This is a genomic window from Leptolyngbya sp. BC1307 (assembly GCF_002286735.1).
Classification (GTDB): Bacteria; Cyanobacteriota; Cyanobacteriia; order Phormidesmidales; family Phormidesmidaceae; genus Phormidesmis.
Window position 1 is genome coordinate 13,319 of the sequence record NZ_NRTA01000031.1, and the last position, 25,869, is coordinate 39,187.

A 25,869-nucleotide genomic window follows, 5' to 3' on the forward strand; every position below is an offset into this window, starting at 1 on the left:
CTGAAAACTACTGCACAGGCACAAAGTCGTAGCCGCTGCCGGAGCGGTTGCCGGGTACGACTTCTACGAGCTGAGAGGTTTGATTGCGATCGCCCGACGGAAAAAAGCTCACTGTGTCAGTCGCGCCCTCAGCGCTAAAGCCGGAACTCGCTAGCGCTGCCGCGACACCCGCCCGAGTGGGGTCTGATTGAATCCCTGCTGCCAGCGTCTTGGTCGCATCGTAAGCCATCACCGTGCGCCAGTTGACATCGCCGCCCCAAAGCTGCCGCGACTCGCTAACAAACGGACTCTGCGAATGGCTGAGAATGTGCCAGGGCACCGCTATGGTGAGCCCCAAGGCATCTTCACGCCCGACATCAAGCACTTTCGGATCGTACAGGTCGTCACTGCCAACAACAGGCAGTTCTCGCTGATTGACAGACATGATTTGGATAGAGGTAGCAGCAGTGTCTGCGGTGAGGGCAAGCATGATCACGTCGGCCCCGGACTCTTTTGCCATTTGTACCGCTTTGCCTGCGCTAAAGCCTGCCTCGCTGATGTCAAAGTTAGCGACTACTTCACCGCCGTTACTGAGCAGCTCAGTGGTAAATTCTGACTCGATCGATTGGCTGTAGGTGCTGTCACTGGTATAGAAAACAGCGGCTTGCTTTTTGTTTAAGGTATTGAGCACGTAGCGGGCTAGGGTGGCAGCGGCTAAGCGATCGCTCGGCACCGTGCGAAAAATATAGTCGCCCGCATCGGCAATCTTGACAGCAGTGCTAGTAGGAGAAATCATGGCCAGCTGACCTGTCTCGTAGACCTTTGCCGCCGCTAGGGTAGTGTCGCTTGAGTAGTGACCGATGACCCCGAGCACATCTTTGTTTTTGACCAGCTGATCAGCTACTGCCGCCGCTGTGTCAGGCTGGCCGCTATCGTTGGCTAATATCACTTTTAGCGGTGTGCCGTTAATTCCGCCCGCCTGGTTAATGTCTGCTTGGGCCTGGGCTACCCCGCGCAAAATTTCTAGCGCCGGATTGACTAGTTTGCTCGCAGGCACCGGCACCGCAATCGTATAGGCTGAGCCGTTGCCAATTTTGGCATTGTTGAGATAGATCAGCGCTTCTGGATCGTTGCGCTGGGCTTGCAGGGCGGCTGTCAGTTCGGTTTGGGCCGTGGCATAGTCACCCGCCGCCAAAGTCTCAAGACCTTTTTGCTTAGATGCAGAAACTGCCCCTGGTAAGATGGACTGGTTCGGCTGATTACCTGCCTCAGACGTGTTCTGACTGGATGCGGCTGAGCCAGTCGAAGGCGAACCTTCTGAACTAAAAAAATTATTCTTGAGCCACCAAGCGCCGCCGCCTAAGAGCGCTACAGTAATCAGCAAAGATGCGACAAGGGCTGGCAGCTCGTTTCGTTTGCCCATATGACTCTATCAAACCCCATTATTATAAGGATGCTCAAAAAAAGCCTATCTTAAGTCACATGATACGGGAAACCAAGCGGAAAATAAGTCTGAAGATAACGGCGATCGCCACCCCTAACCCGCCTGCCATCACCGTCACTACCAAAATCATGCTCAAGCCGCCCACCAACAAATTATGAAGGGGCGGAAAAAAGATAACCGCCGCCAACGTTAGTCCGGCAATAATCACCAGATCCGTTCCTTCTATCACCCGGCGTGCTTGGAGCAGCACCAGACCAGCCAGCATCGCTAGCCAAACGCCGCCGCCCCAAAAAGTTGTGCCCAGAAGACTAATAGCGGCGATCGCCAGCAGTCCCCCTTCTGCCCCTGCAAAGGCCGCATTGCCTAAAAAACGAGGCAGCGACAGCGGTTGAATGGGTTGAGGGGCCGGCTGCACAGGTGGTCGCGCAGGCGGCGCAGAGGAAGCAACCGGGGTGGGTGGCGTTACGAGCGGTGACGGGACTGACGGGGGCTGGCTGCTACCTGCAGACAGGGCGGCTAAAACGGCTTTGGCGGAAGGATAGCGATCGCTCGGCTTGGCCCGCAACATTCGATCAAGTACCTGGGCAAACCCTGGCGAAACTCGGGCCTCAGATCGCCAGTTCCAGCTATTAGAAGAGCTATCGCGCAGCTCGCTAGAGTCTTTGTCAGTCAGCAGCACCACACAGGTCGCTGCCAGCGCATAGAGATCAGAAGTGGCATCGACCGTGCCATTCATAATTTGCTCCGGTGGCGCGTAGTCCGGTGAGCAGATGGTCGTCGGGCCACGCTGTACCCCAGTGGGTGTCGTCACCTCTTTGACAGCGCCAAAATCGAGCAGCGACAGCCGACCGTTTTGGCTGTGAATAATATTAGATGGCTTTACATCTCGGTGAATAGCGCCGTTGCTGTGGACAAAGTCCAGCACATCGAGCATGGCCCGCAGCACCTTATCGACCTCAGCCTCTGTGAGCTTGCCCTGGCGATGGCGAACCTTTTCGAGATCTTCACCGTCTACATACTCTTGCACCAGGTAGAACAGCTCTTCTAGCTGGTTGGTGAGCGGATTGGTAATCGGCAGCGGGAAATAGGCGTAAAGGTTAGGGATCTGCGGGTGCTGTAAGCCCAGCCGCTCTAGCACTTCGGCCTCTCTGGCAAACAGTCGCTGCGCGGTGGCCATCTGCTGAGGCGTTAGCGTCACCGGCGGCTGAAACAGCTTAACCACGCAGCGGCGCTGCGTCGGCGAGTCGAAATCGCGAGCCAAAAAAGCCGTCCCAAACCCGCCCTGCCCAAGCACGCTCACCGGCAGGTAGCGCCCACCCAAAATCAGCTCCATTCGACAAGCGCTGCAGAACTTTTGTTTCAGCGGTCGAGAGATTTTGGGATTGTCAAGATCGCTGAAGTGATTGCTCGGGGAGGGACAGTTGGGTCGGGTGCAGTGCAGTTGCATGAGTGATTTTACAATAGGCCAGCCGCTCAGGACTGGGGTTCTGCATCAACTGCTGCTTCGGCCTAGTCAGGCATAGCAGAGGCAAGATGAGTGGCGATATGCTTCAGACAATGGCGATCGCGCCTACGCTTAAAGATGGCTTTTGTAAACTTTAACCCGCAGATCGTTAACTCGTGAAAAATCCTCCTAGCGCTAGCAGCGAGCCCCACTTACACTCTTTGTCTGCACCGAAAGCGAAAGCACAAAGGCGCTCCGCCTCAGCGGCTATTCTCAGTAGCCATATTCAGTAGCCCATACTCAGTGGCTATCGGCATCAACCACCGCATTAACCTTTGCCGGTACTTTAGCAGAAGCATTTTTACTAGCCGCCGCCCGACCATCGGCATTCGCTTTAGTAAAGGCCAGCTCGCGGTTGGTGAACTGAGGCAAAATCTCCTTGGTAAATGCTTCTGCGGCCTTAGAGCGATAGCGATTGGGGTTAAAGATCACCGACAGCGTTCGCTTTACTTCAACTGACTCAATGCGAGCCCGGTGAATGACGCCCATCTGCAGCTCTTTCTCTATCGAAGAGGTTGAGGCAAAGGCGACGCCCAGGCCCGACTGCACCGCATTTTTGATCGCTTCAATCGAATTTAGCTCCATCTCTACTCGCAGTCGCCGGGTTTCAATGCCGCCCCGGGTCAGCACCTGATCGATCACCTTGCGAATGGTGGACTGAGAGTCGAGCGTAATAAACTTCAGCTTGTAGAGGTCGCTGCGGGCGATCATTTCACTTGAGGCCAGCGGGTGAAAGACTGGCATGATCAGCGCTAGCTCGTCTTCGGCGTAGGGGGCGACTTCTAGAGAATCTTGCAGCTCTGGGGGAATCTCGCCGCCGATAATGGCCAGGTCTATTTGACCGTTGGCGACGCTCCAAGCCGTCCGCCGAGTGGAGTGTACGTGCAACTGCACAGCGACTTCGGGGTAGCGCTGGCGAAACTGACCGATCATTCGCGGCAGCATGTAAGTGCCCGTGGTTTGGCTGGCCCCAATAATGAGAGTACCGCCCTGCAGGTTTTGCAGATCTTCAATCGCCCGACAGGTCTCCTGGCAAAGGCTGAGGATGCGATCGCCATATTTCAGCAGTAGATGCCCAGCTTCGGTCAGCTGCGCCCGGCGACCGCCCCGGTCAAACAAGGGCACATCTAGCTGGCGCTCCAGATTTTGCACTTGCAGACTTACCGCTGGCTGCGACACATACAGACTGTCAGCAGCACGCTTAAAGCTACCCTCAGCAGCAATAGCCTTCAAAATGCGGAGCTGATCGAGGGTAAAGGGAAGGTCAGACATGATGGCATCACCTGGCACAGCAGGAATCCGGTGGGGGTGAGAACGCAGCCCTGAGTAAGCAAACTTACTTATCGGGCCTTTACCATGCGCCCTGAGGTCACAGCAGTATTGCCATGACTCTCTGAATTTACCAGGATATTGAAGCGATTGCCGAAGATTGCTGAGTTCGGATGATCTCAGGGGATCATTTTGTAATGACAGCCACAGCCGCTGGAGGAGGATCTGTTAATGTGGTGCAAAATTAAAGGGGGGCACTCTATAGTTTGCTTGACCTATCGCTAATCTGTAGTGACCGAGGCAGTTAGCGATCGCAACGGCAGGTCAAACTTAGATCCGACATTGGCCGAGTTGCCAAGTTAGCGACGTACAGTTTTAGATAGGGCTGAACGCCTAATATCGCCCAAAGGCTAGCCAGTTTCGTTAAAGTGCAAGTATTCCATAGGCAAAGCGTCCATGCAGCTCACCCCCAGACAGCAGAATGTTCTCCGGGCGACAGTGCGCCACTATGTCAGCACAGCGGAGCCAGTCGGCTCAAAATCTCTGGCCAAAGGCTACAACCTGCGGGTGAGTTCGGCCACCATTCGCAGCGTCATGAGCGTCTTAGAAGACTCTGGCTTACTCTATCAGCCGCATACGTCAGCTGGGCGGATTCCGTCGGACTCCGGCTACCGGGCCTATGTGAATGAGCTGATGACCCCGTCTGAGCCGCTGACCCGGCGCATGGAGACCACGCTCAATCAGCGCATTGGCTGGCAGGGACAGGCAATAGAGGCGCTGCTGCAAGAATCAGCGCAGATTTTGGCGAGTCTCAGTGGCTATATTGCTCTGGTGACCATGCCTCAGCTAGATGAACCTAAGATCAAGCATTTGCAGCTCGTGCGGGTCAGCGATCGCCAACTGCTGCTGCTAGTCGTCTTTGACGTTTACAGCAATCACTCGATTTTGCTGCCGCTACCCCGCCAGAGCGATCGGCCCCTCAATGAAGTGGGCAGCGCCGATAGCGATTCCATCAGTCTGGAAGAAATCGACCGAGAACTTCAGGTGCTCTCAAATTTTCTCACTGAGCAACTGCGGGGAGGTGTACTGAACGACGTTGTTTTAGACTGGTCTGATCTCGATCTGGCGTTTCAGCGATATATCAGTGGATTGCAGCAGGGCATGGTCGATCTGGCGCGGCGATCGCGCGTCAACCCCGCCACCCAAATTCTCGTCAGCGGCCTGGCCGAAGTCCTTGATCAGCCAGAATTTGCCGAGCGCAGCCAGGTCCGCAGCCTCGTTCAGCTTTTAGAAGACGGTCGCGACCAGCTGTGGCCGCTCATCTCTACCGCCCGACTGGCTGGGGAGACTGATGCTCTAGTAGGCGCAGAAATCTCCAATAATCGGCGGCTACGTATCTGGATTGGTACCGAAAACCCAGTAGCGCCCATGCAAACTTGCGCCCTAGTGACCTCGCTATATGGCAGTGCGCCTGGCCCCGTCGGTAGCTTAGGCGTATTAGGGCCAACGCGGATGCTTTATGAGAATGCGGTCGCCGCCGTAGAAGCTGCGGCCAACCATCTGACTGAAGCGGTCTCCAGCACTCTGCAGCTAGGAGAGCAGCTGACGCCGGAAGGCTAAGGAATTAGAAGCAATACTGCTAGCAGATGGGGCTGCTAGCAGATGGGGCCGCTAGCAGATGGGGCGAGTCTAAAAATCTTTGGGCTGTGGCTGACGACGAGGCTTGGCCAATAGGCGCGCCGCAAGTATGCCGCCTAAAAAGCCAAACAGATGACCTTCCCATGAAATGTTGGGCTGGTTGGGCAACAGGCCCCAGATGATGCCGCCATAGAGAAAAGTCACTAAAACTGAAAAGGCGATCGCCACCGCGCTGCGCTCAAAATAGCCTCGCAGCAGCAAAAAGCCAAAGTAGCCAAAGATAACGCCGCTAGCCCCAATATGGTATGAACCTGGCGCGCCAATCAGCCAGGTGCCCAAACCACTGCATAGCGCTGCAATCGCGCTGACAACTAGCCAGTCGCCGGTCTCGCGCAGCATAATCAGCCAGCCCAGACTTACCAGCGGCACGGTATTGGCCAGTAGGTGGGCAAAGTTGCCATGCAGAAAAGGAGCCCACAAAATGCCCCACAGACCGGAGAGCGATCGCGGTCGAATGCCCAACCGGTATAGGTTGCCGCGAAACACCACCTGATCGACAATTTCAATCGCCCATAGCAAAGCGACTAGCCCGAGCAGCGTCGTTATTTGTAGCTTAAATTCGCCCGTCATAGAGCGCTTAGATTCTACAGAGCGATTGGGTTCCATCAGAACTCTCCTTTCAATGAGCTAGCTCAGCAAAGCCGCGATCACAATTGTTTAAAGCAGTCTTCGTACAGACACACCCATTCGGTCTACGATTCCAGGCAACCCTACAGAAAGCGCTACAGCAATCCGATCAGATGTAGCGGGCCATGACCGGTCACAATTTCTGCCAGCAATGCTAAAAAGCCCAGCATCGCCAAGCGACCGTTCCACACTTCTGCCACTGGCGTCATTCCCCAAGCAGACTTGTCTTGAGGATAGATCTTGACTTTCTTTTGAGGCTTTTCCAGGTCGGAAAAATGGACGGGTTTAGCGATCGCTGCCTCTTCTACCATCTCTGCGAGATCGGTAATAAAGCCACTGTACGTATTGAGCGCTGGCACCCGGTAAAAATGCTCAATGCCCGCTTCTTCAGCCACTTCTCGATATTCAATATCGATTTCTTGTAGCGTCTCAATATGTTCAGAAACAAAGCTGATAGGTACGACCATCAGCTCATCAACGCCCGCTTCTGCCAGTGATTTGATGGCATCTTCGGTGTAGGGCTGCAGCCACTCAATTGGCCCTACCCGGCTCTGATAGGCCAGCGTATAGTCATTAGGCCGTCCCAAAGCCTGCATAATCAGGTCAGTGCAGTGCTCAATCTCCCTTTGGTAGGGGTCGCCAAACTCTTCGACATAGCTGACGGGCACCCCGTGAGCGCTAAAGAAAATATGAGCGCTATCCGGGTTAGGAAGTTTATCTAGTTCAGTACGAATCAGATCAGCCATGGCATTGACATAGCCAGGCCGGGCATACCACGAAGGGATTAGGGTGTACTCAATCGAGGCCAGCTTCGGATCGTCTTGCCAGAGCTGCTCTAGCAGGCGAAAGCTCGATCCGCTGGTGCTGATAGAATACTGCGGGTATAGCGGCAGCACCACCAGCTTGTCGATACTGTCGCGCTTAATTTGGGCGATCGCCTCTTCGGTAAACGGATGCCAGTAGCGCATACCGATATAGACTTCAGCGTCGTGACCCTTCTCCTCTAAAGCAACCTTGAGAGCCTCGCCTTGCTCTTCAGTAATGCGGCGCAGCGGGGAGCCACCGCCGATTTGCTGATAGTTTTCCCGCGAAGTGGCGGCCCGGCGACTAGAGATAAACCAGGCTAAGGGTTTTTGCAGCCAGGGAAACGGAATACGAATAATCTCAGGGTCTGAAAACAGATTAAACAGGAAGGGACGAACGTCCCCCGGCTTTTCTGGCCCGCCCAAATTCAGCAGTAAAACTCCCACACGGCTCATAATGAATCGCGTACCTTTATGTTTAACGTTTTAATCATCTTTGCTTATCGTAACAACTAACGCTAAGCCTGAATCATTTCCTTTAGTGGAAATAATTGAAGTATCGCGTTGGTTCCCACTTTTGGCATATGACAATTCATCCTTTCGATGTCCAAATCAGCACGGCTAACCAGCGGTTAAAAGCCGCTCAGATGGGTTTAAAGATTGACAGACGCGGCGAAAAGCTGAGCCTGCGTGGAACCTTTCCGCCTCGTCCGGGTAGTCCTAAGCTGCGCGCCTATCAGCAGCGGATTCCTTTGGGTTTGCCTGCTACTAAGGCCGGACTCAAGCAGATTGAAAAAGCCGCCAAGGTGATTGCTGCCCAGCTGATCGAAAATACCTTTGACTGGCAGGACTATTTGGGGCCAGTTGCTGGTCTTAGGCGAGCCGGGGCCGATTTGTCAGCGCAGATCGCAGCCTTCGAGACTTATTTCTTTGATCTGCGCCAGGGTACCAGTCAGCCCGCTTCGGTGCGAACCACCTGGGAAAAAGCCTACGTGCCGTATTTGAGGAAATTGCAGGCGATCGCCACCCAGCACCCCAGCTTCTCCCTGCCCGAAGCCATCTACGCCACCGTGCAAAGCACAAGTGCCAACTCTCGCAGCCGCCAGGTCTGCTGCACGGCCCTAGACGCGCTTGCCACCTTTCTCAATACGCCCCTACCCACACCGCTCAAGTCCTTTTGGGGCAATTACGGCAACAGCAAGACTCAAGTTCGCCATCTGCCCACCGACGAAGAAATCCTCAGCGCCTACGAACGCATTCCCAACCCCACCTGGAAATTTGTCTACGGCATCATGGCCACCTACGGCCTGCGCAACCACGAGGTATTTTTCTGCGACTATACCCTACTGGCTAGCGGCGATGAGGAAGCCGCTATCGAAGTCTTAGCGCACACTAAAACCGGCCAGCACGACGTTTGGCCTTTTTATCCAGAGTGGATAGACGCCTTTAACCTGCGCCAGGTTACCCTTCCCAAAATCAACACCGACTTGAATATCACCACTTTGCAGCGAGTGGGTCAAACCGTTTCCAAGCAGTTTGAGCGCTACGACGTGCCTTTCAATCCTTACGATCTCCGTCATGCCTGGGCTGTCCGCACCGTCCACATGGGTCTGCCTGACACCGTCTCTGCCCGCATGATGGGCCACTCAGTCGCCATCCACAACCGCACTTACCATCGCTGGATCACTCGCCGCGACCAGAGCGCCGCTGTAAAAGCGGCCTTGAGGAATAACTAAGCGCTAGACGACGTAGCCTTCATTTAGTCTGATGTTTTCCCGTGCTAGTGCATGACCATGCCGCCATCTACATTCATCACTTGCCCGGTGATGTAAGCAGCGGCTGGGTCGGCTGCTAAAAAGAGAATTAAACCCGCCACTTCCTCCGGCTGACCGTAGCGGCCCAGGGGAATGTACTTCAGAATTTCCTCAGTGTTCTTGAGATCTTCTGTCATATCGGTCGCGATAAAGCCGGGAGCGACTGCGTTGGCGGTGATGCCGCGCGGGGCGAGTTCTTTGGCAATGGTTTTGGTAAAGCCGATGACGCCTGCTTTGGCCGCGCTGTAGTTGGCCTGCCCCGGATTGCCCATGAGCCCGGCGACAGAGGAAATATTGATGATGCGACCAGAACGCTGCTTCAGCATGATTTTGCTCACTGCGCGGGTGCATAAGAAAACGCCTGTCAGGTTCAGGTCGATCACAGCCTGCCAGTCTTCGGGTTTCATGCGCAGTAGCAGCGTGTCGCGGGTAATGCCCGCATTGTTGACCAGCACGTCGATGCGGCCAAACTTATCCATAGTGGCTTTGACCATCGCATCTACCTGGTTGGCTTTAGAGACATCGGCTTGAAGAGCGAGTGCCTCACTCCCCGCTTCAGAAATTGCCGCGACTACTGCATCTGCCGCGTCGCTAGAGCGAGCATAGTTCACCACGACCTTGGCTCCGGCTTGAGCTAGTGCCATTGCCGCCGCCTTCCCAATGCCTCGCGAAGCGCCCGTAATGATGGCCACTTTGTCTGTCAGCGCTCCAGCCATGACGTATCTCCTTATAAATTCGCTCACTCACTGTAATATTTCGCGAGGTGCGGAGCAATCTATCGCTACAGCTCAAAAGAAACCTTAGAAAAGCTCCTAAATCCCTAAAGAACTCTAAATTATTGGCGCGTAACCTACACACAATCCAGATCAGCCCATTAGCATAAGGAAGTTATTTCCCTCTCCAACTCGCACGCCCATGGCAGTCAAACAGCAGTTCAATAGCTTCGATGAGATGATCAGTGGTTCCGATCAGCCGCTGCTGGTCGATTTTTATGCCGATTGGTGCGGCCCCTGCCAGATGATGGCAAAAATTTTGGTTCAGGTGGGCGCTGAGATGAAGGGCGAAGTCAAAGTCGTCAAAATCGACACTGAGAAGTACCCTGCGATCGCTTCCCAACACCAGATTCATGCGCTGCCGACGCTCGTTCTCTTTAAGCAGGGGCAGCCAGTTGACCGGATTGAAGGCGTTCTCACAGCTGATCAGCTTGTGGCGCGGGTTCGAGGGGTGCTGGGCGAGTAGGCTCAGGCAAGGATGCATGACCGCACTGTCAGATAGCAGCGAACTTAGGCGGGTAGGCCGTCCGGTGCGGGCGGCGATCGCCCTCGGCGGCAATTTGGGCAATTCTCAGCAAATCTTGCCAGCGGCGGTGCAGGCGATTGACCAGGAATTGGGGATCACGGTGGTCGCGCGATCGCCCCTCTACAAAACCGCGCCGGTTGGCCCGCCCCAGCCTGACTATCTCAATGCTTGTGTGCTGGTAGAGACCGTGTTGACAGCGCGATCGCTTTTGTCCCGGTTGCTCGCGATTGAAACCCAGTTTGGTCGCATTCGTCAGGAAAGGTGGGGAGCGCGATCGCTCGATTTAGATTTGCTGCTGTTTGGCGACCAGATTATTGACCTACCTGGTCTCACAGTGCCCCACCCCCGGCTGCACGAACGGCCCTTCGTGCTGGTACCGCTGGCAGATATTGCGTCCGCTTGGCCTCACCCCATTTTTGGTAAAACCATTGCGCAGCTACTGGAGCAGTTACCTATCGCTGGGGTAAAGTCGTCTGTAGAAGCGATCGCTAGCCCTCAATCTCCTTAACGCTTATGGCAGCCGGACAAGAACCGCCGCAGTTAATCAAACACCGCCTATTCTACGAAGGGCGCAAATTTAACTTTGAGGTGTCGCGCTTCCGGCTGCCCAATAGGTCCGTTGGCGACTATGAATGTATTCGCCATCCCGGCGGATCAATGGCCGTACCGGTGACTGCTGAGGGGCAGTTTGTGCTGGTGCGTCAATATCGGTTTGCCATGCAGGGCCGCCTGCTGGAGTTCCCAGCAGGCACAGTCGAAAAGGGAGAAAATCCACTGGGCACGATTCAGCGCGAAATCCAGGAAGAGACGGGCTACCGGGCACATACCTGGAAAACACTGGGCAAGTTCCCAAATGCACCGGGCTATTCTGACGAAATTATCTACGCTTATCTGGCCACCGATTTAGAGAAACTGACCGAGGCGCTGGCATTAGATGAGGACGAAGACCTCGAAGTGTTGCTCATGAGCGCTGATGAATTAGAAAAGGCGATTTTGACGGGCGTCGCGATTGATGCAAAATCCATCGCAGCGTTTTATATGGCCAAAGCCTACCTGTAAGGCGATAATGCCTATGACCGATGGTCGCCCTTACTAAGCTCGCTATACTATGGCCCGTGATCTTCTAGAAACTGTTTTTGGGAATGGGGGACTATGGCTGCTGAGCTAGTGCTGTTTTGGCATCGTCGGGATTTGCGAATTCGAGACAATTTGGGCTTGGCGGCGGCACGCGATCGCACCCCCAAAATTATCGGCGTCTTCTGCCTCGATCCCGGCATTTTAGATGGCGACGACATTGCCCCAGCCCGCGTTACTTACCTGATCGGATCCCTGGCTGAACTGCAAGAGAGCTACAAGTCTGCCGGTAGCGAACTGCTGATTCTGAAAGGTAAGCCAGAAGAAGCCATCCCCCCATTAGCCAGTGCCCTGGGAGCCGTTGCCGTTTACTGGAACCGCGATGTAGAACCCTATTCGCGTCAGCGCGACACCACCGTTGCCAAAGCGCTAAAAGACAACGGCATCGAGATGCATACAAAGTTCTGGGATCAGCTTCTGCACGACCCAGACAGCATCAAAACCGGCAGTGGCGATCCCTACAAGGTGTACACACCCTTTTGGCGGAACTGGATTAAGCACGATAAACCCAACCCGATCAAGGCACTCTCTAATGTGACCGGACTGAGCCCTCAAGAAAAAGCCACGGCTAATGATGCCGGAAATATTGAGCTGCCAACGGCTAAAGATTTGGGCTATGAGTGGGATCATGAGCTTTTGCTGGCACCAGGGGAAGCAGCGGCGCTAGCTCAGTTGGAGAAATTTTGTGATGACCAGCGGGCGTTGACGGAGTCTCTCCAAGGGAGAATCGCCGAATACGACGAACAGCGCAATTTCCCCGCCATCCCCGGCACCTCAACCCTCAGCGCCGCGCTCAAATTTGGCACCATCGGTATTCGCACCGTCTGGCAAGCTGCCGATGAAGCTTACAGCCGTGCCCGCAGCGACGAAACCCACGAAAATATTCGCACCTGGCAACAAGAACTCGCCTGGCGCGAATTCTATCAGGGTGTCATGTACTTTTTCCCAAGACTCGCCGAAGGCCCGTACCGAGATCCGCTTAAAGACTTTCCCTGGGACAATGACCAAGATCATTTTCAAGCCTGGTGCGAAGGTAGAACCGGTTATCCCATCGTCGATGCTGCCATGCGCCAGCTCAACAGCCTCGGCTGGATGCACAACCGCTGCCGGATGATCGTCGCTAGCTTCCTCACCAAAGATCTGATCATCGACTGGCGCTGGGGCGAAAAATACTTCATGCAAAAGCTGTATGACGGCGATCTTTCTGCTAATAACGGCGGCTGGCAGTGGAGCGCCTCTAGCGGTATGGATCCCAAGCCACTCCGAATCTTTAATCCTGCGAGTCAGGCCAAAAAGTACGATCCAGACGCTGAATACATCCGCGAATGGATCCCCGAAATTCGCCACCTCGACACTGGCGTGTTAATCACTGGCGACATTCCCGAGGCGGAACTAGAAGGCACTGACTACCCAATGCCGATTGTGAACCACAAGCGACAGCAGGCTGAATTTAAGGAGCGCTACAAAGCACAAAAGAGTTAGCTCTTTGCCTCACGCGCCAAAGCCCGACTTTTTCTTGGCTTTTTTCTTAGCGGTGCTTTTACTCACGGTTTGCAGTGCCGATTGAAAAAGGTTGTGCAAATGTAGGGGGACGCTAGCGGATTCGGGAATCTGAGGGGTGAGCAGCTTGCCGTAGCGGGCGATCGCTCCATCTAGATCTTGCTCAATATCAAAGTCAGGGTTGCCCAATATTCGGCGCAGTGATGCCTCTAGCGGCTTGCCATGTTCTTTTGCGAGGTGATACCAGACCGGCGCGATCGCCTGCTCATTTTCCAAATGCTTGATGACTAAGCGATCTAGCTTGGCCGTTTCTTCAGCTTCTGCTTGTTCGCCTGCCGCACCTGATCGGGCCAGCAATTCTTTCAGGCGGCTATAGTCTGTCAAAAACGTCTGGCCCCACCGAGGATGAGCAAACACGGTTACAGATTCTGCATGGCGCAGCTCATCGGGCAGGTCTACTTTGGGCATGACCATTTTGAGCGATCGCCCACTTTCCAGCAGACGCTTGGCCACCTTGCTCTCCTCGCCCAGCGCCGTCATAGCCTCTTCTATTTCTTCTGCCGATAGCCCAGAGTCTTCCGCCAGCGTTTGCAGTGACTTTGAGCTATCCAGCCCAGCTTGCGCAAACTGGCTTTCGGTAGCCTGTTCTTGATAGACCTTTAGCTTTTGGTTCAGCTCGCGCCCAGGCATCGTCAGCTTCTCTGCCCCAAAAAAGGCCACAAAGTCTTCGTGCTGCTGCTTCACCGAGTCCCAAGCTGCTTCTTTCAGCTCAGGGGCGTCGCCATAGAGATATTGCGGAAACCACTGCTTAAAGTTGCCAATCGCTACGGCCAGCTTAGGTTCACCTAGCTTTCCTAACAGCGTCAGCGGTCCTGAAAAAGTCCATGCTCTATCGGTAACTGGCAGCAGTCTAGCAATGACAATTTCCCCTGGGCTCAGCCTGGAGAGTACCGTCGGAGCCTGGAATTGATTTGGCGTAACGCTGTAGAGTTTTTCTGTTAGCCAGTTCATCAGCACATAGCGTTCCGGCTTGGCGCTACATACGGCAAATAGTCCGCTAAAGCCTTTTTTCCATTGCTTCAACCAGTTCTGGGATGCGGCTGACAGCTCGCGATCTGACTGAATAAACAGATCGATGACGGACTGATCGGCTACTTGCCCTTCAGTCAAAAACATATCAACCGCCAGATCTGTGCGGCTAATGCCTGACAAACTCGGCTTGGCCCACCGGCTCAGCTGCTGAGCACTGAAGGCTTCTAGGGCGATCGCTACCTCATCTTCAGCCTCTAACACAAAGTCAAACAGCTTCTGCTTTAAAGCCATCTGCTGCTGAACTTGCTGATCTAAATCTGCACCGCTCAAAGGCTCTTTATTTACTTTGCTGGTTTTGACTGTGACGGATTTATTCGCCTGTTTATCCACCATCGGCTCGAATCGTTCTCCTAAAAGATAAGCAGGCTCGTCTTCAGCTTCTGCGCTAAGTCGCCGCGCGGCTTAATTTAATCGGTGACAGTAACGTCTATCAATGATTAAGATTGCCCTCATCTTAACAGCACAATAGGTCAACCAGGCATGCGCCCAATTGACCTACCGTGCATCAGTCTTGCATTAGCTTCAGCGACTGCTCATCGATCCTTTGCTGCAGCTGCTGCAGTGACCTCTCAATGCGTCGCTGCGTCCTACAAATGCCCCACAGAGGGGAGGAGAGCTGGCCCCTGAGGAGCCGCTTCTATGCCGCGCGCTTGGTAGCTGCGTAGTAGATGAACAGCGTGAGGATGGCACCCAATACTGCAACGATAACGCCACCGATACTGAGACTGGCACCACCAAAGGCAATCGAGCCTGTCGCAATCAGTGAGTAAATGGCACCACCAATGAATGCACCGACGATGCCTAGCAACATAGTGCCGAGGATGCCGCCACCCTGATGGCCAGGATAGATAGCCCGGGCGATCGCCCCAGCAATTAAACCCAAAACAATCCAAGCGATAATATTCATTATGACTTTCTCTCCAAAATTTCTGATTTAGCTAAAGGAAATGAGCATTCCCCTTCGGTTGTCATCAATTTAGCGGAATGTGCTAGCATAGCGCGACTCTCTCAAGACTGAGATGTCCTATGCCTTACGTCAGATAGCTGACTATCTCTCAAGAAGGTTAACCCTGATTCGTTAATTTCAGCTAAGGAAGACGTACTTTGCTGCCAATTCAAAGTAGGGTTGTAATGCTGATGAACAATTTGTATTTAAAAAAGGACCCGCGACATGACAGCTTCTTTTTTACCCACTATCCTGGTTCCCCTAGTTGGTTTAGTCTTTCCTGCAGTTACTATGGCTGCTCTGTTTCTCTATATTGAGCGCGGCCAGGCCAAGACTGGGGGCGACACTACCCCTTGGGGTCAACTATCCGAAGACAGCCAGAAGGAAGTTGTCTAGCCGGTACGGCTGCTTGCAATAGGTCATACACCACTAAAATTAATCAAAAAAGCGACCTTGCCGAACAGCAGGTCGCTTTTTGTGTGTAGCTATACTATGAGCTAAGGGAGGTGCACTAAAGCGCCGAGCCAGTCCCTATGTAAGAGCCATAGAAAAAGATGCCAACGACAACTAGCACGCCTGTGCCAGCTACTGTCGCCACAATCCAAAGGGGAATTTTACCGTTCTGAAACATGAGACTCTCTCCTACTCACAACATGGAGGGTATTAACCAACCACGCTGCCCATAGCCAACTGGAACGAACGCTGGTTAAACCCTGCTGATTTATCTGTCAATTTGTCTGTATCGGGCTGGCAAGACAGCAGTCTTCAATCGCAATCACTATAGCTAAGGTCTTAGTTAAAGAAGTAGCTAGAGAACAGCAGTCCAGTTACAAAGACCAAGAGCAAACCTAAGAACAAAGACGTTCGGTTTAGCTCAACAGGTTGCTTATTAGGGTTAGTGGGTCTATCAGCCATAGGATCCTCCTAGCGTTGAATAAATTGCATAGCGGCGATCGCGCCTAAAAAGAAAACTGAAGGCACAGCCAGAGCATGTACAGACAGCCAGCGTACGGTGAAAATCGGGTAGGAAATCGGTTCGTTAGGGTTTCCACTGGTCATGGCAATTCTCCAGAAATAGTCGTCGTTAATATCGTCTTAGTCGGGGTGCGATCGCGAGCGATCGCCAGGGCCGCTAGTCGTTATAGCGTAGCGTCCGGTCAGGATCGTAGCGATCATCTACGATGGGTAACTCCATCTGATTGTTCGGATAGTACTCATTCGGGCGAGGCGTGCCAAATGCGTCGTACGCGAGCCCCGTTGAGACAAACAGCCAGCCTGCAATAAACAAAGCCGGAATCGTGATGCTGTGAATAATCCAATAGCGAACGCTCGTTACAATGTCGCCAAAAGGTCTTTCACCGGTATCGCCAGCCATACTTCAAAATCTCCTAAACTAAAGCAGTCAGTCCTTATTATCCATCATACGGAACTCTCAGGTCTCCTCACAAGCAATTCCTAAAAGTTTGGTACTCGCAGCGCGATCGCCCCTTACAACAGATCTCTACAGCCGCGCTAGCGCAATCAATCAGACCTGCGAGCATTCCTCCCATACCACCGTTGGCTATACCGTAGGTTCTTTCTCATAGCGTAGCAAATAGCCTCGCTGCCCTAACACGTAGCCCCGATCCCCCTCCAAAAACTTAATGCGATAAAAGTTAGTGGGTACGTTTTCAACAGCCTTGTCTTTGAACCAGGTCTCACCCCCGTCTGGGCTCATGAGCAAATTGCCACTGCCGCCTGTCACCCACAGCTCCTTAGAGGTGCGGTAGGCAACATCCAGCAGTCCCCAGCTAGAGGCAAACTCAGGGTTAATCGGCTCAGTCCACTCTTCGTAATCAGTCTGCTCAGTCCCAAACTGCATTTGGCCGCCCCTAGCAATTAGCCATAGCAAGCCGTCCTTACTGAAGCCCATATTCTGCAAGCGCTTAGAATTTTCCCGGTTGTGGGATTGCCAAGCCGCTTGCCCAGGCAACCAGGTCGAATAAAAGTTTCCCCGAGACGACACTGCCACGTATCGCCCCTCAGGGCTGCGAGTCATATTTCGCACCACCCCGACAGCTGATTCTACTAAACCCTTCCAATGCTCTCCACCATCGTCAGTGCGGTAGATCGCGCCGATATCGGTTGCTAGTTCAGCCGATTGACTATCGATAGCTGTCACTAGCAGTGGCTGTCCAGGCAGCTGCGGATCAAGCGGAATATTGGACCAGGACATGCCGCCATCGGTGGTATGTAGCATGACGCTCGGTTGCCCAACCAACCAACCCTCATCGCCATTAAAGTCAATAGAAGTGAAGGTATACCGCTGCTCGCCTAGCTCTAGAATACGCGGTTCCCAAGTTTGGCCCGCATCGGTAGACTCCAGCAGCGTTGTCCGGCTACCCACGAGCCAGCCATGTTCACCGCCCTTGGCAAAGGCCACATCCGAAATCGAAGCTTCGGTCGGCAAGGCAATCACCTCCCATGGGTTGGTTCCCATGTCCGATAGGAACACGTTGCCGCAGCTAGTGGTCAGCACAGCCACTAAGAGCAGCCCCACGACCCTTACTCCGGCTCTATTCACAGCCCTCTTCAAACCCTCTAAACCCGTCTGCATGACAACTCCAGCAAAAATCACTCACTCAAAAACTTGCGTATATGACGACTCTCAGAAAAAGCCAACAAGCGTTCGTCAGCACTACGAACTCTCCCTCATCGACCAAGTAATCCTATCGAAGACCGTACAGACTCAAGAAAAACAGCACAGCAATACCCAGCGCACCAAAGATCAAAAGGTTCTTTTGGCCAGGCGTGAGGGTATTGACCCCAAACCCATACTTCAGGTTTTCCTTAAAGCCTGACGCTGTACCCGCTGGCCCAACATTGCTAAATTGCCGGGTGCTAGCACCGCACACCGGGCAGCGCCAGCCTGAAGGCAGTTCTTCAAAAGCCACGCCCGGTGGTGTATCGGTTCGACTATCGCCTTTAGCGGGCTCGTAGGTATAGCCACAGGCGCGACATTCGTAGCGATCGATCTCCAGAGGCGTGAGTGGCCTATCTTCGCTGTCCGGTTCGCCTTCAGAGCTGCCAGCAGCATCGGTAGCACCTTCAGATTTAACCAAAGGGATCGTTTCTTCAATCGGCGACGACTGTTCCGGCTCAATATTAGGCTGTGGCTCGGTACTCATTGCTTTAATTGGAATCCATCGTCTTTCAAATCGCGTGAGGCGCAGCCTCCACAGTTGCCAATGTATTTGCAACCTATTGCAACCTATACAGTCTGATCGCAATCTGACCGACGGTTGCTATTTTCAGTCACCTCTGTCGAACCCGCTAGCTGGGGAAGGCGGCCAAAACCAAAGGAAAAAGCGCTATCCAAAGCTAACTGGAAAGTATGAGAATCTCTGTAAACTATTATTGCATACGGTGGGTTTTCTGCTGTAGGCAACGCTCCTTAGAGGTAATCAAGTTAGACGTACTCAAGTCAGTCAGGTGTCAGGTGTCTTTGCAGGGACTAGCGCCGCCAAAATTACGGGGTTCCGCCTATGGCTGAGGCCGCTACAATGTAAACTGTTGCGAAACATGTTGAAGGCATAGCCTGTGTTTGTTTTAAGTGGATACGAGTATTTTCTCGGCTTTTTGCTGATCAGTAGCCTAGTCCCAGTCGTCGCCTTAGGCGCATCTAAGCTGCTGCGGCCCGCTAGTGCCGGCCCAGCCGGACGCACAACCTACGAATCTGGCTGCGAGCCAATTGGTGGCGCTTGGATTCAGTTCAACATTCGCTACTACATGTTTGCACTGGTCTTCGTTATCTTCGATGTAGAGACCGTGTTCTTATACCCTTGGGCGGTCGCCTTTCACACCCTGGGAGTCTTAGCCTTTGTAGAGGCATTGATTTTTATCGCCATTTTGGTGGTCGGTTTAGTTTACGCATGGCGCAAGGGAGCTTTGGAATGGTCGTAGGATCGAGTATGCAGTCAGGAGTCAAACAGAACGGAGCGAATGCCAGAGGGCCTTTAATCGACCCTGGTGAGCGGATTATGAATCCGGCAGTTAATACCGGAGTCACCCAAGATCTCTCAGAGAATGTCATCTTGACGACAGTTGATGACCTTTACAATTGGACTCGTCTGTCGAGTTTATTCCCACTGCTGTACGGCACGGCCTGCTGCTTTATTGAGTTCGCGGCGCTAATTGGCTCTCGCTTTGACTTTGACCGATTTGGCCTGCTGCCTCGGGCTAGCCCCCGTCAGGCCGACTTGATCATCGTGGCGGGCACGGTGACTATGAAGATGGCGCCAGCCCTGGTTCGCCTTTACGAACAAATGCCAAAGCCTGCTTACGTAATGGCAATGGGTGCCTGCACAATTACAGGCGGCATGTTCAGCGTTGATTCACCGACTGCCATTCGCGGCGTCGATAAAATTATTCCGGTGGATGTCTATATTCCGGGATGCCCACCTCGACCTGAAGCAATTTTTGATGCCATTATCAAGCTGCGTAAGAAAATTGCCAACGAGTCTATGCAGGAGCGAGGGCAGTTAGTTGAGACGCATCGCTTTTATACCCGTTCTCACAACATGAAGACAGTTGCGCCCATATTGACCGGCCAATATCTGGCTTCTGAGAAACGATACGCCCCGCCGAAAGAGCTAGCTGAGGCAATGGGGGCACCTGTGGCACTTACCGAGTCCGAGGCAAAAGTAGCAGAGGAGCAAGCATAAAGTAGATGGCTGATAAAGAAGATAGCAAGGTATCTAAATCGGCGATTGTCGAAGCGGGTGAGGTTTCTATTTGGCTAAGTGAGCAAGGGTTCGCCCATGAGGTAATGGAGCGCGATCATTCGGGTATAGAAGTTCTGAAGATCGATCCTCAGTTTCTGTTGCCTTTTTCGACAGCGCTGTATGCCTATGGCTTTAACTACTTGCGCTGTCAGTGTGCTTATGATTCTGGGCCAGGTAAAGAGTTAGTGAGTGTCTACGACCTCACCAAACTCAATGACGATGCTGATGCGCCCGAAGAGGTGCGGATTAAGTGCTTTCTGCCTCGCGACAATCCCAAAGTGCCTTCGGTATATTGGATTTGGAAGGCCGCTGATTGGCAGGAGCGCGAGTGCTACGATTTGTTTGGCATTACCTACGAAGGACATCCGAATCTGAAGCGGCTGCTGATGCCAGAAGACTGGGAAGGCTATCCACTACGTAAAGACTACATTTCACCCGATTTCTACGAGTTGCAGGACGCTTACTAAGCCAATTTGCATGACTTTGAGAGCCCTCTACGGTATGTGGAGGGCTTTTGGTTTTGGCAAATTTGATGCTGATACTGGCTTGCTTTAGGCATGAGGGAATGGCTGTATCTCCTCAAGAAGTGTTCACAAAATGGCGAGCCAGTGACATTCAAACTCGCGTCGCATTTAGCAAGATCTGCTCGTATCGGCTACCGGCGATCGCCCAAGTAAATTCTTCCTCAATCATCTCCCGCCCGTTTTCCGCTAGCTTCTGGCGCAGTTCAGCCGAATCAAACAGCCGCCCAATTGCCGCCGCATATTCAGCCGCTGTGTTTGCTCGCAAAGCCCGCAGCGGGATGCCCTTACCCTCTATAGTCAGACCTTCTAAACCGCGATCGCTCGCCACCACCGGAATCCCCGCCGCCATCGCTTCCAGGGTTTTATTTTTAATGCCATAGCCCGTTCGCATCGGAATCACGCAGACGGTCGAATTATGCAGATAGGGCGTCATCTCAGGGACCTTACCTGTCACCTCTACGTGAGGGATTTCCTGCAAAGCCTTTACCGCTGGCGTTGGTCTAGCCCCTACTAGCGATAGCGTTGCCTGAGGATAAGCCTGTTGCACCAGCGGAAAGATATCTCTAGCCAAAAAGGTGACTGCATCTATATTAGGCAGATTATCCATTGCGCCAATAAAAACCAGAGCGTGTCCCCCCGGATCTTGAGAGCGCGGCGTAAACATGTCTAAATCAACGCCGTTAGGAATGACAGAAATGCTTTCTTTGCCACTCAAAGCGGTCATTTGCTGTTTGTCTTCAGCGGTAGTAACGACCAGATCGGAAAACTTTTGGCAGTAGCGCTGTTCATAGCGTTTGAGCAGTGGAAGGTTAAGGCGATCGCGCCAGGGTTTCTCAGCCGTACCGCCCGCCAGCTGATGGGCGCAAGTACCATACACAGAGCTGTGGATATTCACCACCGACTTAGGGATGTATCGCCCAATATCATCCGGCACATAGACTTCATTGACGCTGTGCTCGCAGGTAATTGCATCAAAGTCACCGCTAGCAATCTGCCGATCTACCCAGGACTGCATTTCGTCCGACCGGGTGGTGATCACATTCGGCGGCGTACCTCCCAGCGCAAAATTTGCCAGCCGCTCTACCTTTCCGAAAGCGCCCGTCTGCTCGCTACCAGCCGGGCGAGAGAACACAGCTAAACAATCTACCCAGCCCTCTAAGGCCGCAATCTCATCATCCGTTACATCTTCTGAGCGATGCGTTGCCAGCGTAATCCGGTGATTTTGCTGCTTGAGGTATTTGAGTAGATTAAACGTTCTCACTGAAGTCCCCCCTCTTGTCGGGGGGTAAGGAAACGTTGCCGAAAGCATCAAAATATTCATTTTAGCTGGCAGGTTGTTCAACGGCATGATGCAAAGCCAGTAGATAAGCCTTGTCCCGAGCATTCTCGGGTAGCCGGGCTTCCTTTTGGCCGCGATCGCGAGCCCGGGCGCAGTAGATATCCAAAGGCGTCGTCAGCATCCCTACAGCCGGTTCGCCTGCGATAGACTTCACAGCCGCCTGAGGCAACTCTTTAACCGCCCATCGCAGCAGGCTGCGGTTGCGCTCTTTTTTAGGCAGCGGCCAGGCTAACTTCACCCCGTGCAAGTCGTGCAGGTATCGGTTCGATTTGCCGTAGCGATACCACTGAGCGTACAAATCCTTCAGCGTTTGCCGGTGGCGATGTTGAACCACCGCATCGGTAGCGTAATGAATTTTCCAGTGGTCTTCTCGCTGCACTCGCCAGCAGATATCGGCATCGCCGCCCGTCGTCATATAGGGGCGAAACAAACCAACCTTCTCTAGCGCTTTCAGGCGAATGCCGAGGTTGGCGGTTTGGCCATACGGACAAAACTGATGGGCTAGCGTATCTTTCTGACTCATGGTGCGTTTGCGCTCGGCGTAGCGCTCTAGCCAGGTAGTCCCTGGAAAGGCTGTGATTTCGCCTGCCACTAACCCAACGCTGTCGTCTTGAAAAGGTCGTATCAGGCCCGTTAACCAGTCGGGCTGTGGGTAGCAGTCAGCATCGGTAAAGGCTAAAAGTTCGCCAGTCGCTTGCCGAATGCCAATGTTGCGAGCAGCATAGGCACTCTGAATCTCCCGTTCGCTCAGGGCTTTAAAGGTGAGTCCTTTAGCGGCGAATTGCTCAGCAGCAGCGGCTAGAATCTGGGAGGTGCGATCGCTACTGGCGTTATCTACCAGCAGGTACTCCACCTGCCCTGCCGGATAGGTCTGCGCCATCAAACAGTTAAGCAGGCCCGGCAAATCTTGCTCGCCATTGTAAATGGGCACAATGACAGAAACCCGAGGAAAATCGGAAGTAGGCTCAGAGAGCGCCATCATGAAAAGTGCCTGCTGTGTCAAATCCATTCATCTAGTACTCGCTGATCATGTCAGCTTTTTCGATATTCACTGGCGATCAAATGGCGATCTTCAAGATATTCTTACAAGATTTAGCTTGCCCACGAAGAATATTTACACGCAGTTAATCTGAACTCGCAGATCAGCAATTACGCTGACTAATAGAATCAGCAGCTTTCATAGCTATCCTTCCAAAACACAGTACTGTGACCAACGATCCTTCTCCTAACCGCGATGCGGCGGCTCGGCCTAAAGTCAGCGTTTGCATTCCTACTTACAACCGCGCTGGAATTTTGCCCTATGCGGTGGAAAGCGTGCTGGGCCAAACCTACCCCAACTTTGAGCTGTTAATCTGCGACGATGCCTCTCCCGACCATACCCCTCAAGTGGTTAGCCAATGGTCAGATCCGCGCATTCGCTACATTCGTCACCCTGAAAATATCAAACGCAGCCGCAATATGCGCTCCGGCTACGAAGCCGCTCAAGGCGAATACTTCATCAAGTTTGACGATGATGATGCCCTGACACCTACCTTTTTAGAAAAAGCAGTCACCATTTTAGATGATCAGCCTGCAGTAGATTTCGTCTGCTCCGACCATTGGGTTATCAACGCTCGCAACCAGCGAGACGAGGCAGCGACGGCGGCTAATTCAACCAAGTGGGGAAAAGATCGGCTGGGCGATGGCATTATCGACGATGTGCTCACAGAAACTTTTGTGCATCAGAGTCTTCAGGTAGGTTCCTCACTCTTTCGCAAAAGCAGCTTAGAATCGGTAGATTTTATGCGGTTTGAGGCCGACGGCTGCGAAGACTTTGACCTGCTGGTGAGATGTGCGATCGCCAACCAGACGGCCTATTTCATTCCCGAGCGCCTGATGGAGTACCGTTTTCACGGCGGTCAAACCAGCCTTAAGCAAGACATTCATTTTCTCACTGCTAAGTCTTTTTGTCTGGCGAGCTATCGCTTTCCGCACCGGCCTGAGCTAGAGCAGGTCAGACTCAATAAGCTCAATGGCCTCAAGCAGGTGCTGGCCATGCGCCTGATCGAAAAAGGCGAAACCCAAAAAGGCAGAAACCTGATCGCCGAACTCAAGGCGATCGGCACTCTTTCGAATCGCGCTCAGGTCGGTCAGGTTCTATCCTACCTACCCGGCTGGGCTAGACAGTTAGCTTTCCAGGGCTTTCGCCAAGTGCGTCCCAAAGACTACAGCGAGAAAGTACGCAATGCTGCGGGATAAGCTATTCTCCAATAGTAAGGCTTGTCCCCGCCTCAGCTCTGACCGAACGCTATGCGAAAAATACAGGCTCTCTGCTGCGGACTGCTGGTATTGTCAGGTCTAATCTGGCTCAGACCTAGAAAACCTGAGAAAACCTTCTCAGCCGCCGCCAAATCGGAGCAAATATCAGAACCGCCAGCAGCTCCTGTCTCGGAGCAAAGCATCACCTACCAAACCTACGATTTGGGCTCAGCCACCGTGTATGTGGTGAGTGTGCCTGTTGGAATCCCTATCTCTGTAGCTGTAGCAGACGAACTGACAACGGTCGCAGCCTTCGCTCGCCGCGAAAATGCCCTCGCCGTCCTTAACGGCGGATTTTTCGATCCTCAGAACGGCAAAACCACTTCTTACCTGACCGCCCAGGGCCAACCAACTGGCAACCCTGCGAACAACGAGCGACTGACGGGCAATCCTACACTAGCGCCCTATCTCAATCAGATCTTTAATCGCTCAGAGTTTCGGGCCTACCGCTGCGAGTCATCCGCTAGCTTGCGCTACGACATTACCCAACATGACGCTCCCTTGCCCGATAGCTGCCAATTAGAAAGTGCTTTGGGCGCAGGCCCCCAGCTGCTGCCCGAAAATACCGCCGCCACTGAAGCCTTTACCGACTACGACAAGGGCGAACTCATCCGCGATGCAATCGGGAGTGTACAGCCCAATGCCCGGAGCGCGATCGCCCTGCAGCCAGATGGAACCGTGCGCTTACTCATGGTTGCCCAGCGACCCAATGCCCCCGGCATGACCCTCGCTGATTTGGCTGAATTTGCCACCTCTCTAGGCGCAACTCAGCTGCTCAATCTGGATGGCGGCAGCTCATCTTCGCTTTACTACAACGGGCAAACCTACTTAGGCCGCCTGGATACCGACGGTAATCTGGTCGAACGCCCGGTGAAATCCGTCATCTTAGTTGGGCAGTAAACCTTTTTCATAGTGCGATCCAATGGTTTTGGCCCAGATACAGAGGTCGAAAACGCTACTTGCTATAGGTAATCTGAACAACCTTCGCATGACCTGCCACTACCAACGTGCCAACGTAGCCCTCTGGTAAAGCAAGCGTGTGTAAGCACCACCCGTCCGAGCAGCTGTGGGGCACATGGAGAAGCCGAGGCGGAGTCAGCTGTACCTCTACCGTCCGCATCGACTGAGTCAGACCTAGTCCGATCGCTTTAAGATAGGCTTCTTTACAGGTCCAAGTCTGTAGAAAGGCGCGAGGTTGGTCGTCAGCAGACTGGGCCTTTACCTGCTCTTTCTCCTGATCGGATAGGCAACGGTCCATCAGGCTTTCTAGCCGCTTGAGTGGCCTGATGCTTTCTATATCTATACCTACTTTGCGCCGGTACCCCAGAGCGCACAGGGCTAGTTCACCCGAGTGAGTGAGATTAAAGTGAAAATCACCCCCCGGTTGGAGTAGAGAACTCCTCTGAGTATCAGGCAGTGCCTCAATAAATGGCTTGCCATACTCGCTATAGCAAAAGCTGATCCGATCCGGCGATTGATGCAGCTGACGGGCCAGTATATGCCGGAGGGCACCTCGCGACACAATAAAACGACGTCTGTCGTCAGCAAAACGAAAACGGTTTGCTCTGGACTTTTCATCCTGGGAAAGGCACGTAAGATAGCCCTCCAATATGTCTTGAGGTGCGCTTAGCTGAATTTGCCAAATCTGAACAGTATCACTCATATACTGGCCGAAGTTACAGCCCTCTTGCACGTGGGAAATCTGAGAAAGCTGTGCTTTGCCAGTTTTATTGGCCTGCCAGTAGAGCGCTGCCTTGATTCATGCCTGCAATGTAAAAGCTGCAAAAGCTTGTTTTTTTTGTAAAGAGGATAGATAGCGGTGTTTGGCCTTAGAGA

The 25,869-nt window shown here is 53.2% G+C and carries 28 protein-coding genes and 1 pseudogene; 12 read left to right on the forward strand and 17 right to left on the reverse strand.

Annotated features, from left to right (window positions below; all coding sequences use genetic code 11):
- Positions 1–7: 7 nt before the first annotated feature.
- The 3 genes from CKL79_RS15580 to CKL79_RS15590 all read right to left on the reverse strand — a co-directional run bounded on the left by CKL79_RS15580 (position 8) and on the right by CKL79_RS15590 (position 4,199).
- Positions 8–1,402, reverse strand: a complete 1,395-nt coding sequence (locus CKL79_RS15580; protein WP_121970504.1) for an ABC transporter substrate-binding protein — start codon at positions 1,400–1,402, stop codon at positions 8–10.
- Positions 1,403–1,457: 55 nt separating this feature from the next.
- Positions 1,458–2,870, reverse strand: coding sequence for a protein kinase (locus CKL79_RS15585; RefSeq protein ID WP_121970505.1), 1,413 nt, complete (start codon positions 2,868–2,870; stop codon positions 1,458–1,460).
- A gap of 297 nt (positions 2,871–3,167) precedes the next feature.
- Entirely contained in the window at positions 3,168–4,199 is a 1,032-nt protein-coding gene (locus CKL79_RS15590; protein WP_121970537.1) for a LysR family transcriptional regulator, read from the reverse strand.
- Between the two features lie 453 nt (positions 4,200–4,652).
- On the opposite strand from CKL79_RS15590, the gene hrcA reads away from it, so the two are divergent.
- A complete protein-coding gene (hrcA, locus tag CKL79_RS15595; RefSeq protein WP_121970506.1) occupies positions 4,653–5,816 on the forward strand; it encodes a heat-inducible transcriptional repressor HrcA in 1,164 nt (387 codons plus the stop codon).
- 69 nt (positions 5,817–5,885) lie between these two features.
- On the opposite strand, the gene CKL79_RS15600 is transcribed toward hrcA, so the two are convergent.
- A complete protein-coding gene (locus CKL79_RS15600) occupies positions 5,886–6,464 on the reverse strand; it encodes a rhomboid family intramembrane serine protease (protein ID WP_121970538.1) in 579 nt (192 codons plus the stop codon).
- A 152-nt stretch (positions 6,465–6,616) separates the two neighbouring features.
- Complete coding sequence (gene hemH / locus CKL79_RS15605) at positions 6,617–7,780, reverse strand: ferrochelatase (protein ID WP_121970507.1); 1,164 nt, start codon at positions 7,778–7,780, stop codon at positions 6,617–6,619.
- 128 nt (positions 7,781–7,908) lie between these two features.
- Between hemH and CKL79_RS15610 the strand changes: the two genes are divergently transcribed.
- The gene (locus CKL79_RS15610; RefSeq protein ID WP_121970508.1) at positions 7,909–9,060 is read left to right on the forward strand and encodes a site-specific integrase; all 1,152 of its coding nucleotides are present in this window, start codon (positions 7,909–7,911) and stop codon (positions 9,058–9,060) included.
- Positions 9,061–9,104: 44 nt separating this feature from the next.
- Here CKL79_RS15610 and fabG read toward each other — a convergent pair whose 3' ends face one another.
- Positions 9,105–9,854: a 3-oxoacyl-[acyl-carrier-protein] reductase gene (fabG, locus tag CKL79_RS15615; RefSeq protein WP_121970509.1), complete on the reverse strand. Its 750-nt coding sequence runs from the start codon at positions 9,852–9,854 to the stop codon at positions 9,105–9,107.
- Positions 9,855–10,053: 199 nt separating this feature from the next.
- Here fabG and trxA point away from each other — a divergent pair, with 199 nt between their 5' ends.
- From trxA to CKL79_RS15635, 4 genes are all read left to right on the forward strand, one after another.
- Entirely contained in the window at positions 10,054–10,377 is a 324-nt protein-coding gene (gene trxA / locus CKL79_RS15620; protein WP_121970510.1) for a thioredoxin, read from the forward strand.
- 16 nt (positions 10,378–10,393) lie between these two features.
- The gene (gene folK / locus CKL79_RS15625) at positions 10,394–10,945 is read left to right on the forward strand and encodes a 2-amino-4-hydroxy-6-hydroxymethyldihydropteridine diphosphokinase (protein WP_121970511.1); all 552 of its coding nucleotides are present in this window, start codon (positions 10,394–10,396) and stop codon (positions 10,943–10,945) included.
- Positions 10,946–10,950: 5 nt separating this feature from the next.
- The gene (locus CKL79_RS15630; protein WP_121970512.1) at positions 10,951–11,496 is read left to right on the forward strand and encodes an NUDIX hydrolase; all 546 of its coding nucleotides are present in this window, start codon (positions 10,951–10,953) and stop codon (positions 11,494–11,496) included.
- A gap of 93 nt (positions 11,497–11,589) precedes the next feature.
- The gene (locus CKL79_RS15635; protein WP_121970513.1) at positions 11,590–13,053 is read left to right on the forward strand and encodes an FAD-binding domain-containing protein; all 1,464 of its coding nucleotides are present in this window, start codon (positions 11,590–11,592) and stop codon (positions 13,051–13,053) included.
- A 9-nt stretch (positions 13,054–13,062) separates the two neighbouring features.
- On the opposite strand, the gene CKL79_RS15640 is transcribed toward CKL79_RS15635, so the two are convergent.
- Both CKL79_RS15640 and CKL79_RS15645 read right to left on the reverse strand, forming a co-directional pair.
- Positions 13,063–14,496, reverse strand: coding sequence for a hypothetical protein (locus tag CKL79_RS15640; protein WP_121970514.1), 1,434 nt, complete (start codon positions 14,494–14,496; stop codon positions 13,063–13,065).
- Between the two features lie 304 nt (positions 14,497–14,800).
- A complete protein-coding gene (locus CKL79_RS15645; protein ID WP_121970515.1) occupies positions 14,801–15,070 on the reverse strand; it encodes a GlsB/YeaQ/YmgE family stress response membrane protein in 270 nt (89 codons plus the stop codon).
- A gap of 264 nt (positions 15,071–15,334) precedes the next feature.
- Between CKL79_RS15645 and psaI the strand changes: the two are divergent.
- Positions 15,335–15,430: pseudogene (gene psaI / locus CKL79_RS24385) on the forward strand (photosystem I reaction center subunit VIII); the annotation flags it as partial.
- A 190-nt stretch (positions 15,431–15,620) separates the two neighbouring features.
- On the opposite strand, the gene CKL79_RS15655 reads toward psaI, so the two are convergent.
- The 6 genes from CKL79_RS15655 to CKL79_RS15680 all read right to left on the reverse strand — a co-directional run bounded on the left by CKL79_RS15655 (position 15,621) and on the right by CKL79_RS15680 (position 18,129).
- Entirely contained in the window at positions 15,621–15,740 is a 120-nt protein-coding gene (locus CKL79_RS15655; RefSeq protein WP_121970517.1) for a photosystem II reaction center protein J, read from the reverse strand.
- Between the two features lie 161 nt (positions 15,741–15,901).
- Positions 15,902–16,024, reverse strand: coding sequence for a photosystem II reaction center protein L (locus CKL79_RS15660; protein WP_121970518.1), 123 nt, complete (start codon positions 16,022–16,024; stop codon positions 15,902–15,904).
- 9 nt (positions 16,025–16,033) lie between these two features.
- Complete coding sequence (gene psbF, locus CKL79_RS15665; RefSeq protein WP_006455065.1) at positions 16,034–16,168, reverse strand: cytochrome b559 subunit beta; 135 nt, start codon at positions 16,166–16,168, stop codon at positions 16,034–16,036.
- A 73-nt stretch (positions 16,169–16,241) separates the two neighbouring features.
- On the reverse strand, positions 16,242–16,484 hold the full coding sequence (gene psbE, locus CKL79_RS15670; RefSeq protein WP_121970519.1) for a cytochrome b559 subunit alpha: 243 nt from the start codon (positions 16,482–16,484) through the stop codon (positions 16,242–16,244).
- 186 nt (positions 16,485–16,670) lie between these two features.
- Positions 16,671–17,672, reverse strand: a complete 1,002-nt coding sequence (locus CKL79_RS15675; RefSeq protein WP_240518891.1) for a photosynthesis system II assembly factor Ycf48 — start codon at positions 17,670–17,672, stop codon at positions 16,671–16,673.
- Between the two features lie 145 nt (positions 17,673–17,817).
- Positions 17,818–18,129 (reverse strand): rubredoxin, encoded by a 312-nt coding sequence (locus CKL79_RS15680; RefSeq protein ID WP_240518894.1) that lies wholly within the window; start codon positions 18,127–18,129, stop codon positions 17,818–17,820.
- Positions 18,130–18,688: 559 nt separating this feature from the next.
- Here CKL79_RS15680 and ndhC point away from each other — a divergent pair.
- The 3 genes from ndhC to CKL79_RS15695 all read left to right on the forward strand — a co-directional run bounded on the left by ndhC (position 18,689) and on the right by CKL79_RS15695 (position 20,339).
- Positions 18,689–19,051 carry a photosynthetic/respiratory NAD(P)H-quinone oxidoreductase subunit C gene (ndhC, locus tag CKL79_RS15685; protein WP_121970521.1) on the forward strand — a complete coding sequence of 121 codons (363 nt, stop codon included), beginning with the start codon at positions 18,689–18,691 and terminating at the stop codon, positions 19,049–19,051.
- A gap of 77 nt (positions 19,052–19,128) precedes the next feature.
- Positions 19,129–19,812: an NADH-quinone oxidoreductase subunit NuoB gene (gene nuoB, locus CKL79_RS15690; RefSeq protein WP_121970540.1), complete on the forward strand. Its 684-nt coding sequence runs from the start codon at positions 19,129–19,131 to the stop codon at positions 19,810–19,812.
- Between the two features lie 5 nt (positions 19,813–19,817).
- Positions 19,818–20,339 carry an NAD(P)H-quinone oxidoreductase subunit J gene (locus tag CKL79_RS15695; protein WP_121970522.1) on the forward strand — a complete coding sequence of 174 codons (522 nt, stop codon included), beginning with the start codon at positions 19,818–19,820 and terminating at the stop codon, positions 20,337–20,339.
- A 148-nt stretch (positions 20,340–20,487) separates the two neighbouring features.
- Here CKL79_RS15695 and CKL79_RS15700 read toward each other — a convergent pair whose 3' ends face one another.
- Together CKL79_RS15700 and CKL79_RS15705 are read right to left on the reverse strand one after the other, a co-directional pair.
- On the reverse strand, positions 20,488–21,717 hold the full coding sequence (locus CKL79_RS15700; protein ID WP_121970523.1) for a glycosyltransferase: 1,230 nt from the start codon (positions 21,715–21,717) through the stop codon (positions 20,488–20,490).
- 1 nt (position 21,718) lies between these two features.
- The gene (locus tag CKL79_RS15705; protein ID WP_121970541.1) at positions 21,719–22,717 is read right to left on the reverse strand and encodes a glycosyltransferase; all 999 of its coding nucleotides are present in this window, start codon (positions 22,715–22,717) and stop codon (positions 21,719–21,721) included.
- Positions 22,718–22,941: 224 nt separating this feature from the next.
- On the opposite strand from CKL79_RS15705, the gene CKL79_RS15710 reads away from it, so the two are divergent.
- Complete coding sequence (locus CKL79_RS15710; RefSeq protein ID WP_121970524.1) at positions 22,942–23,973, forward strand: glycosyltransferase; 1,032 nt, start codon at positions 22,942–22,944, stop codon at positions 23,971–23,973.
- A 51-nt stretch (positions 23,974–24,024) separates the two neighbouring features.
- On the forward strand, positions 24,025–24,933 hold the full coding sequence (locus CKL79_RS15715; protein ID WP_121970525.1) for a phosphodiester glycosidase family protein: 909 nt from the start codon (positions 24,025–24,027) through the stop codon (positions 24,931–24,933).
- Between the two features lie 55 nt (positions 24,934–24,988).
- On the opposite strand, the gene CKL79_RS15720 is transcribed toward CKL79_RS15715, so the two are convergent.
- The gene (locus tag CKL79_RS15720) at positions 24,989–25,555 is read right to left on the reverse strand and encodes a 4'-phosphopantetheinyl transferase superfamily protein (RefSeq protein WP_170944080.1); all 567 of its coding nucleotides are present in this window, start codon (positions 25,553–25,555) and stop codon (positions 24,989–24,991) included.
- Positions 25,556–25,869: the final 314 nt, after the last annotated feature.

What these genes read in the sequence shown, in the direction of transcription:
- CKL79_RS15580 (WP_121970504.1), bottom strand. Translation starts at nt 1,402, where the DNA reads ATGGGCAAACGAAACGAGCTGCCAGCCCTTGTCGCATCTTTGCTGATT.
- CKL79_RS15585 (WP_121970505.1), bottom strand. Translation starts at nt 2,870, where the DNA reads ATGCAACTGCACTGCACCCGACCCAACTGTCCCTCCCCGAGCAATCAC.
- CKL79_RS15590 (WP_121970537.1), bottom strand. Translation starts at nt 4,199, where the DNA reads ATGTCTGACCTTCCCTTTACCCTCGATCAGCTCCGCATTTTGAAGGCT.
- hrcA (WP_121970506.1), top strand. Translation starts at nt 4,653, where the DNA reads ATGCAGCTCACCCCCAGACAGCAGAATGTTCTCCGGGCGACAGTGCGC.
- CKL79_RS15600 (WP_121970538.1), bottom strand. Translation starts at nt 6,464, where the DNA reads ATGACGGGCGAATTTAAGCTACAAATAACGACGCTGCTCGGGCTAGTC.
- hemH (WP_121970507.1), bottom strand. Translation starts at nt 7,780, where the DNA reads ATGAGCCGTGTGGGAGTTTTACTGCTGAATTTGGGCGGGCCAGAAAAG.
- CKL79_RS15610 (WP_121970508.1), top strand. Translation starts at nt 7,909, where the DNA reads ATGACAATTCATCCTTTCGATGTCCAAATCAGCACGGCTAACCAGCGG.
- fabG (WP_121970509.1), bottom strand. Translation starts at nt 9,854, where the DNA reads ATGGCTGGAGCGCTGACAGACAAAGTGGCCATCATTACGGGCGCTTCG.
- trxA (WP_121970510.1), top strand. Translation starts at nt 10,054, where the DNA reads ATGGCAGTCAAACAGCAGTTCAATAGCTTCGATGAGATGATCAGTGGT.
- folK (WP_121970511.1), top strand. Translation starts at nt 10,394, where the DNA reads ATGACCGCACTGTCAGATAGCAGCGAACTTAGGCGGGTAGGCCGTCCG.
- CKL79_RS15630 (WP_121970512.1), top strand. Translation starts at nt 10,951, where the DNA reads ATGGCAGCCGGACAAGAACCGCCGCAGTTAATCAAACACCGCCTATTC.
- CKL79_RS15635 (WP_121970513.1), top strand. Translation starts at nt 11,590, where the DNA reads ATGGCTGCTGAGCTAGTGCTGTTTTGGCATCGTCGGGATTTGCGAATT.
- CKL79_RS15640 (WP_121970514.1), bottom strand. Translation starts at nt 14,496, where the DNA reads ATGGTGGATAAACAGGCGAATAAATCCGTCACAGTCAAAACCAGCAAA.
- CKL79_RS15645 (WP_121970515.1), bottom strand. Translation starts at nt 15,070, where the DNA reads ATGAATATTATCGCTTGGATTGTTTTGGGTTTAATTGCTGGGGCGATC.
- CKL79_RS15655 (WP_121970517.1), bottom strand. Translation starts at nt 15,740, where the DNA reads ATGTTTCAGAACGGTAAAATTCCCCTTTGGATTGTGGCGACAGTAGCT.
- CKL79_RS15660 (WP_121970518.1), bottom strand. Translation starts at nt 16,024, where the DNA reads ATGGCTGATAGACCCACTAACCCTAATAAGCAACCTGTTGAGCTAAAC.
- psbF (WP_006455065.1), bottom strand. Translation starts at nt 16,168, where the DNA reads ATGACCAGTGGAAACCCTAACGAACCGATTTCCTACCCGATTTTCACC.
- psbE (WP_121970519.1), bottom strand. Translation starts at nt 16,484, where the DNA reads ATGGCTGGCGATACCGGTGAAAGACCTTTTGGCGACATTGTAACGAGC.
- nuoB (WP_121970540.1), top strand. Translation starts at nt 19,129, where the DNA reads ATGAATCCGGCAGTTAATACCGGAGTCACCCAAGATCTCTCAGAGAAT.
- CKL79_RS15695 (WP_121970522.1), top strand. Translation starts at nt 19,818, where the DNA reads ATGGCTGATAAAGAAGATAGCAAGGTATCTAAATCGGCGATTGTCGAA.
- CKL79_RS15700 (WP_121970523.1), bottom strand. Translation starts at nt 21,717, where the DNA reads ATGAATATTTTGATGCTTTCGGCAACGTTTCCTTACCCCCCGACAAGA.
- CKL79_RS15705 (WP_121970541.1), bottom strand. Translation starts at nt 22,717, where the DNA reads ATGATGGCGCTCTCTGAGCCTACTTCCGATTTTCCTCGGGTTTCTGTC.
- CKL79_RS15715 (WP_121970525.1), top strand. Translation starts at nt 24,025, where the DNA reads ATGCGAAAAATACAGGCTCTCTGCTGCGGACTGCTGGTATTGTCAGGT.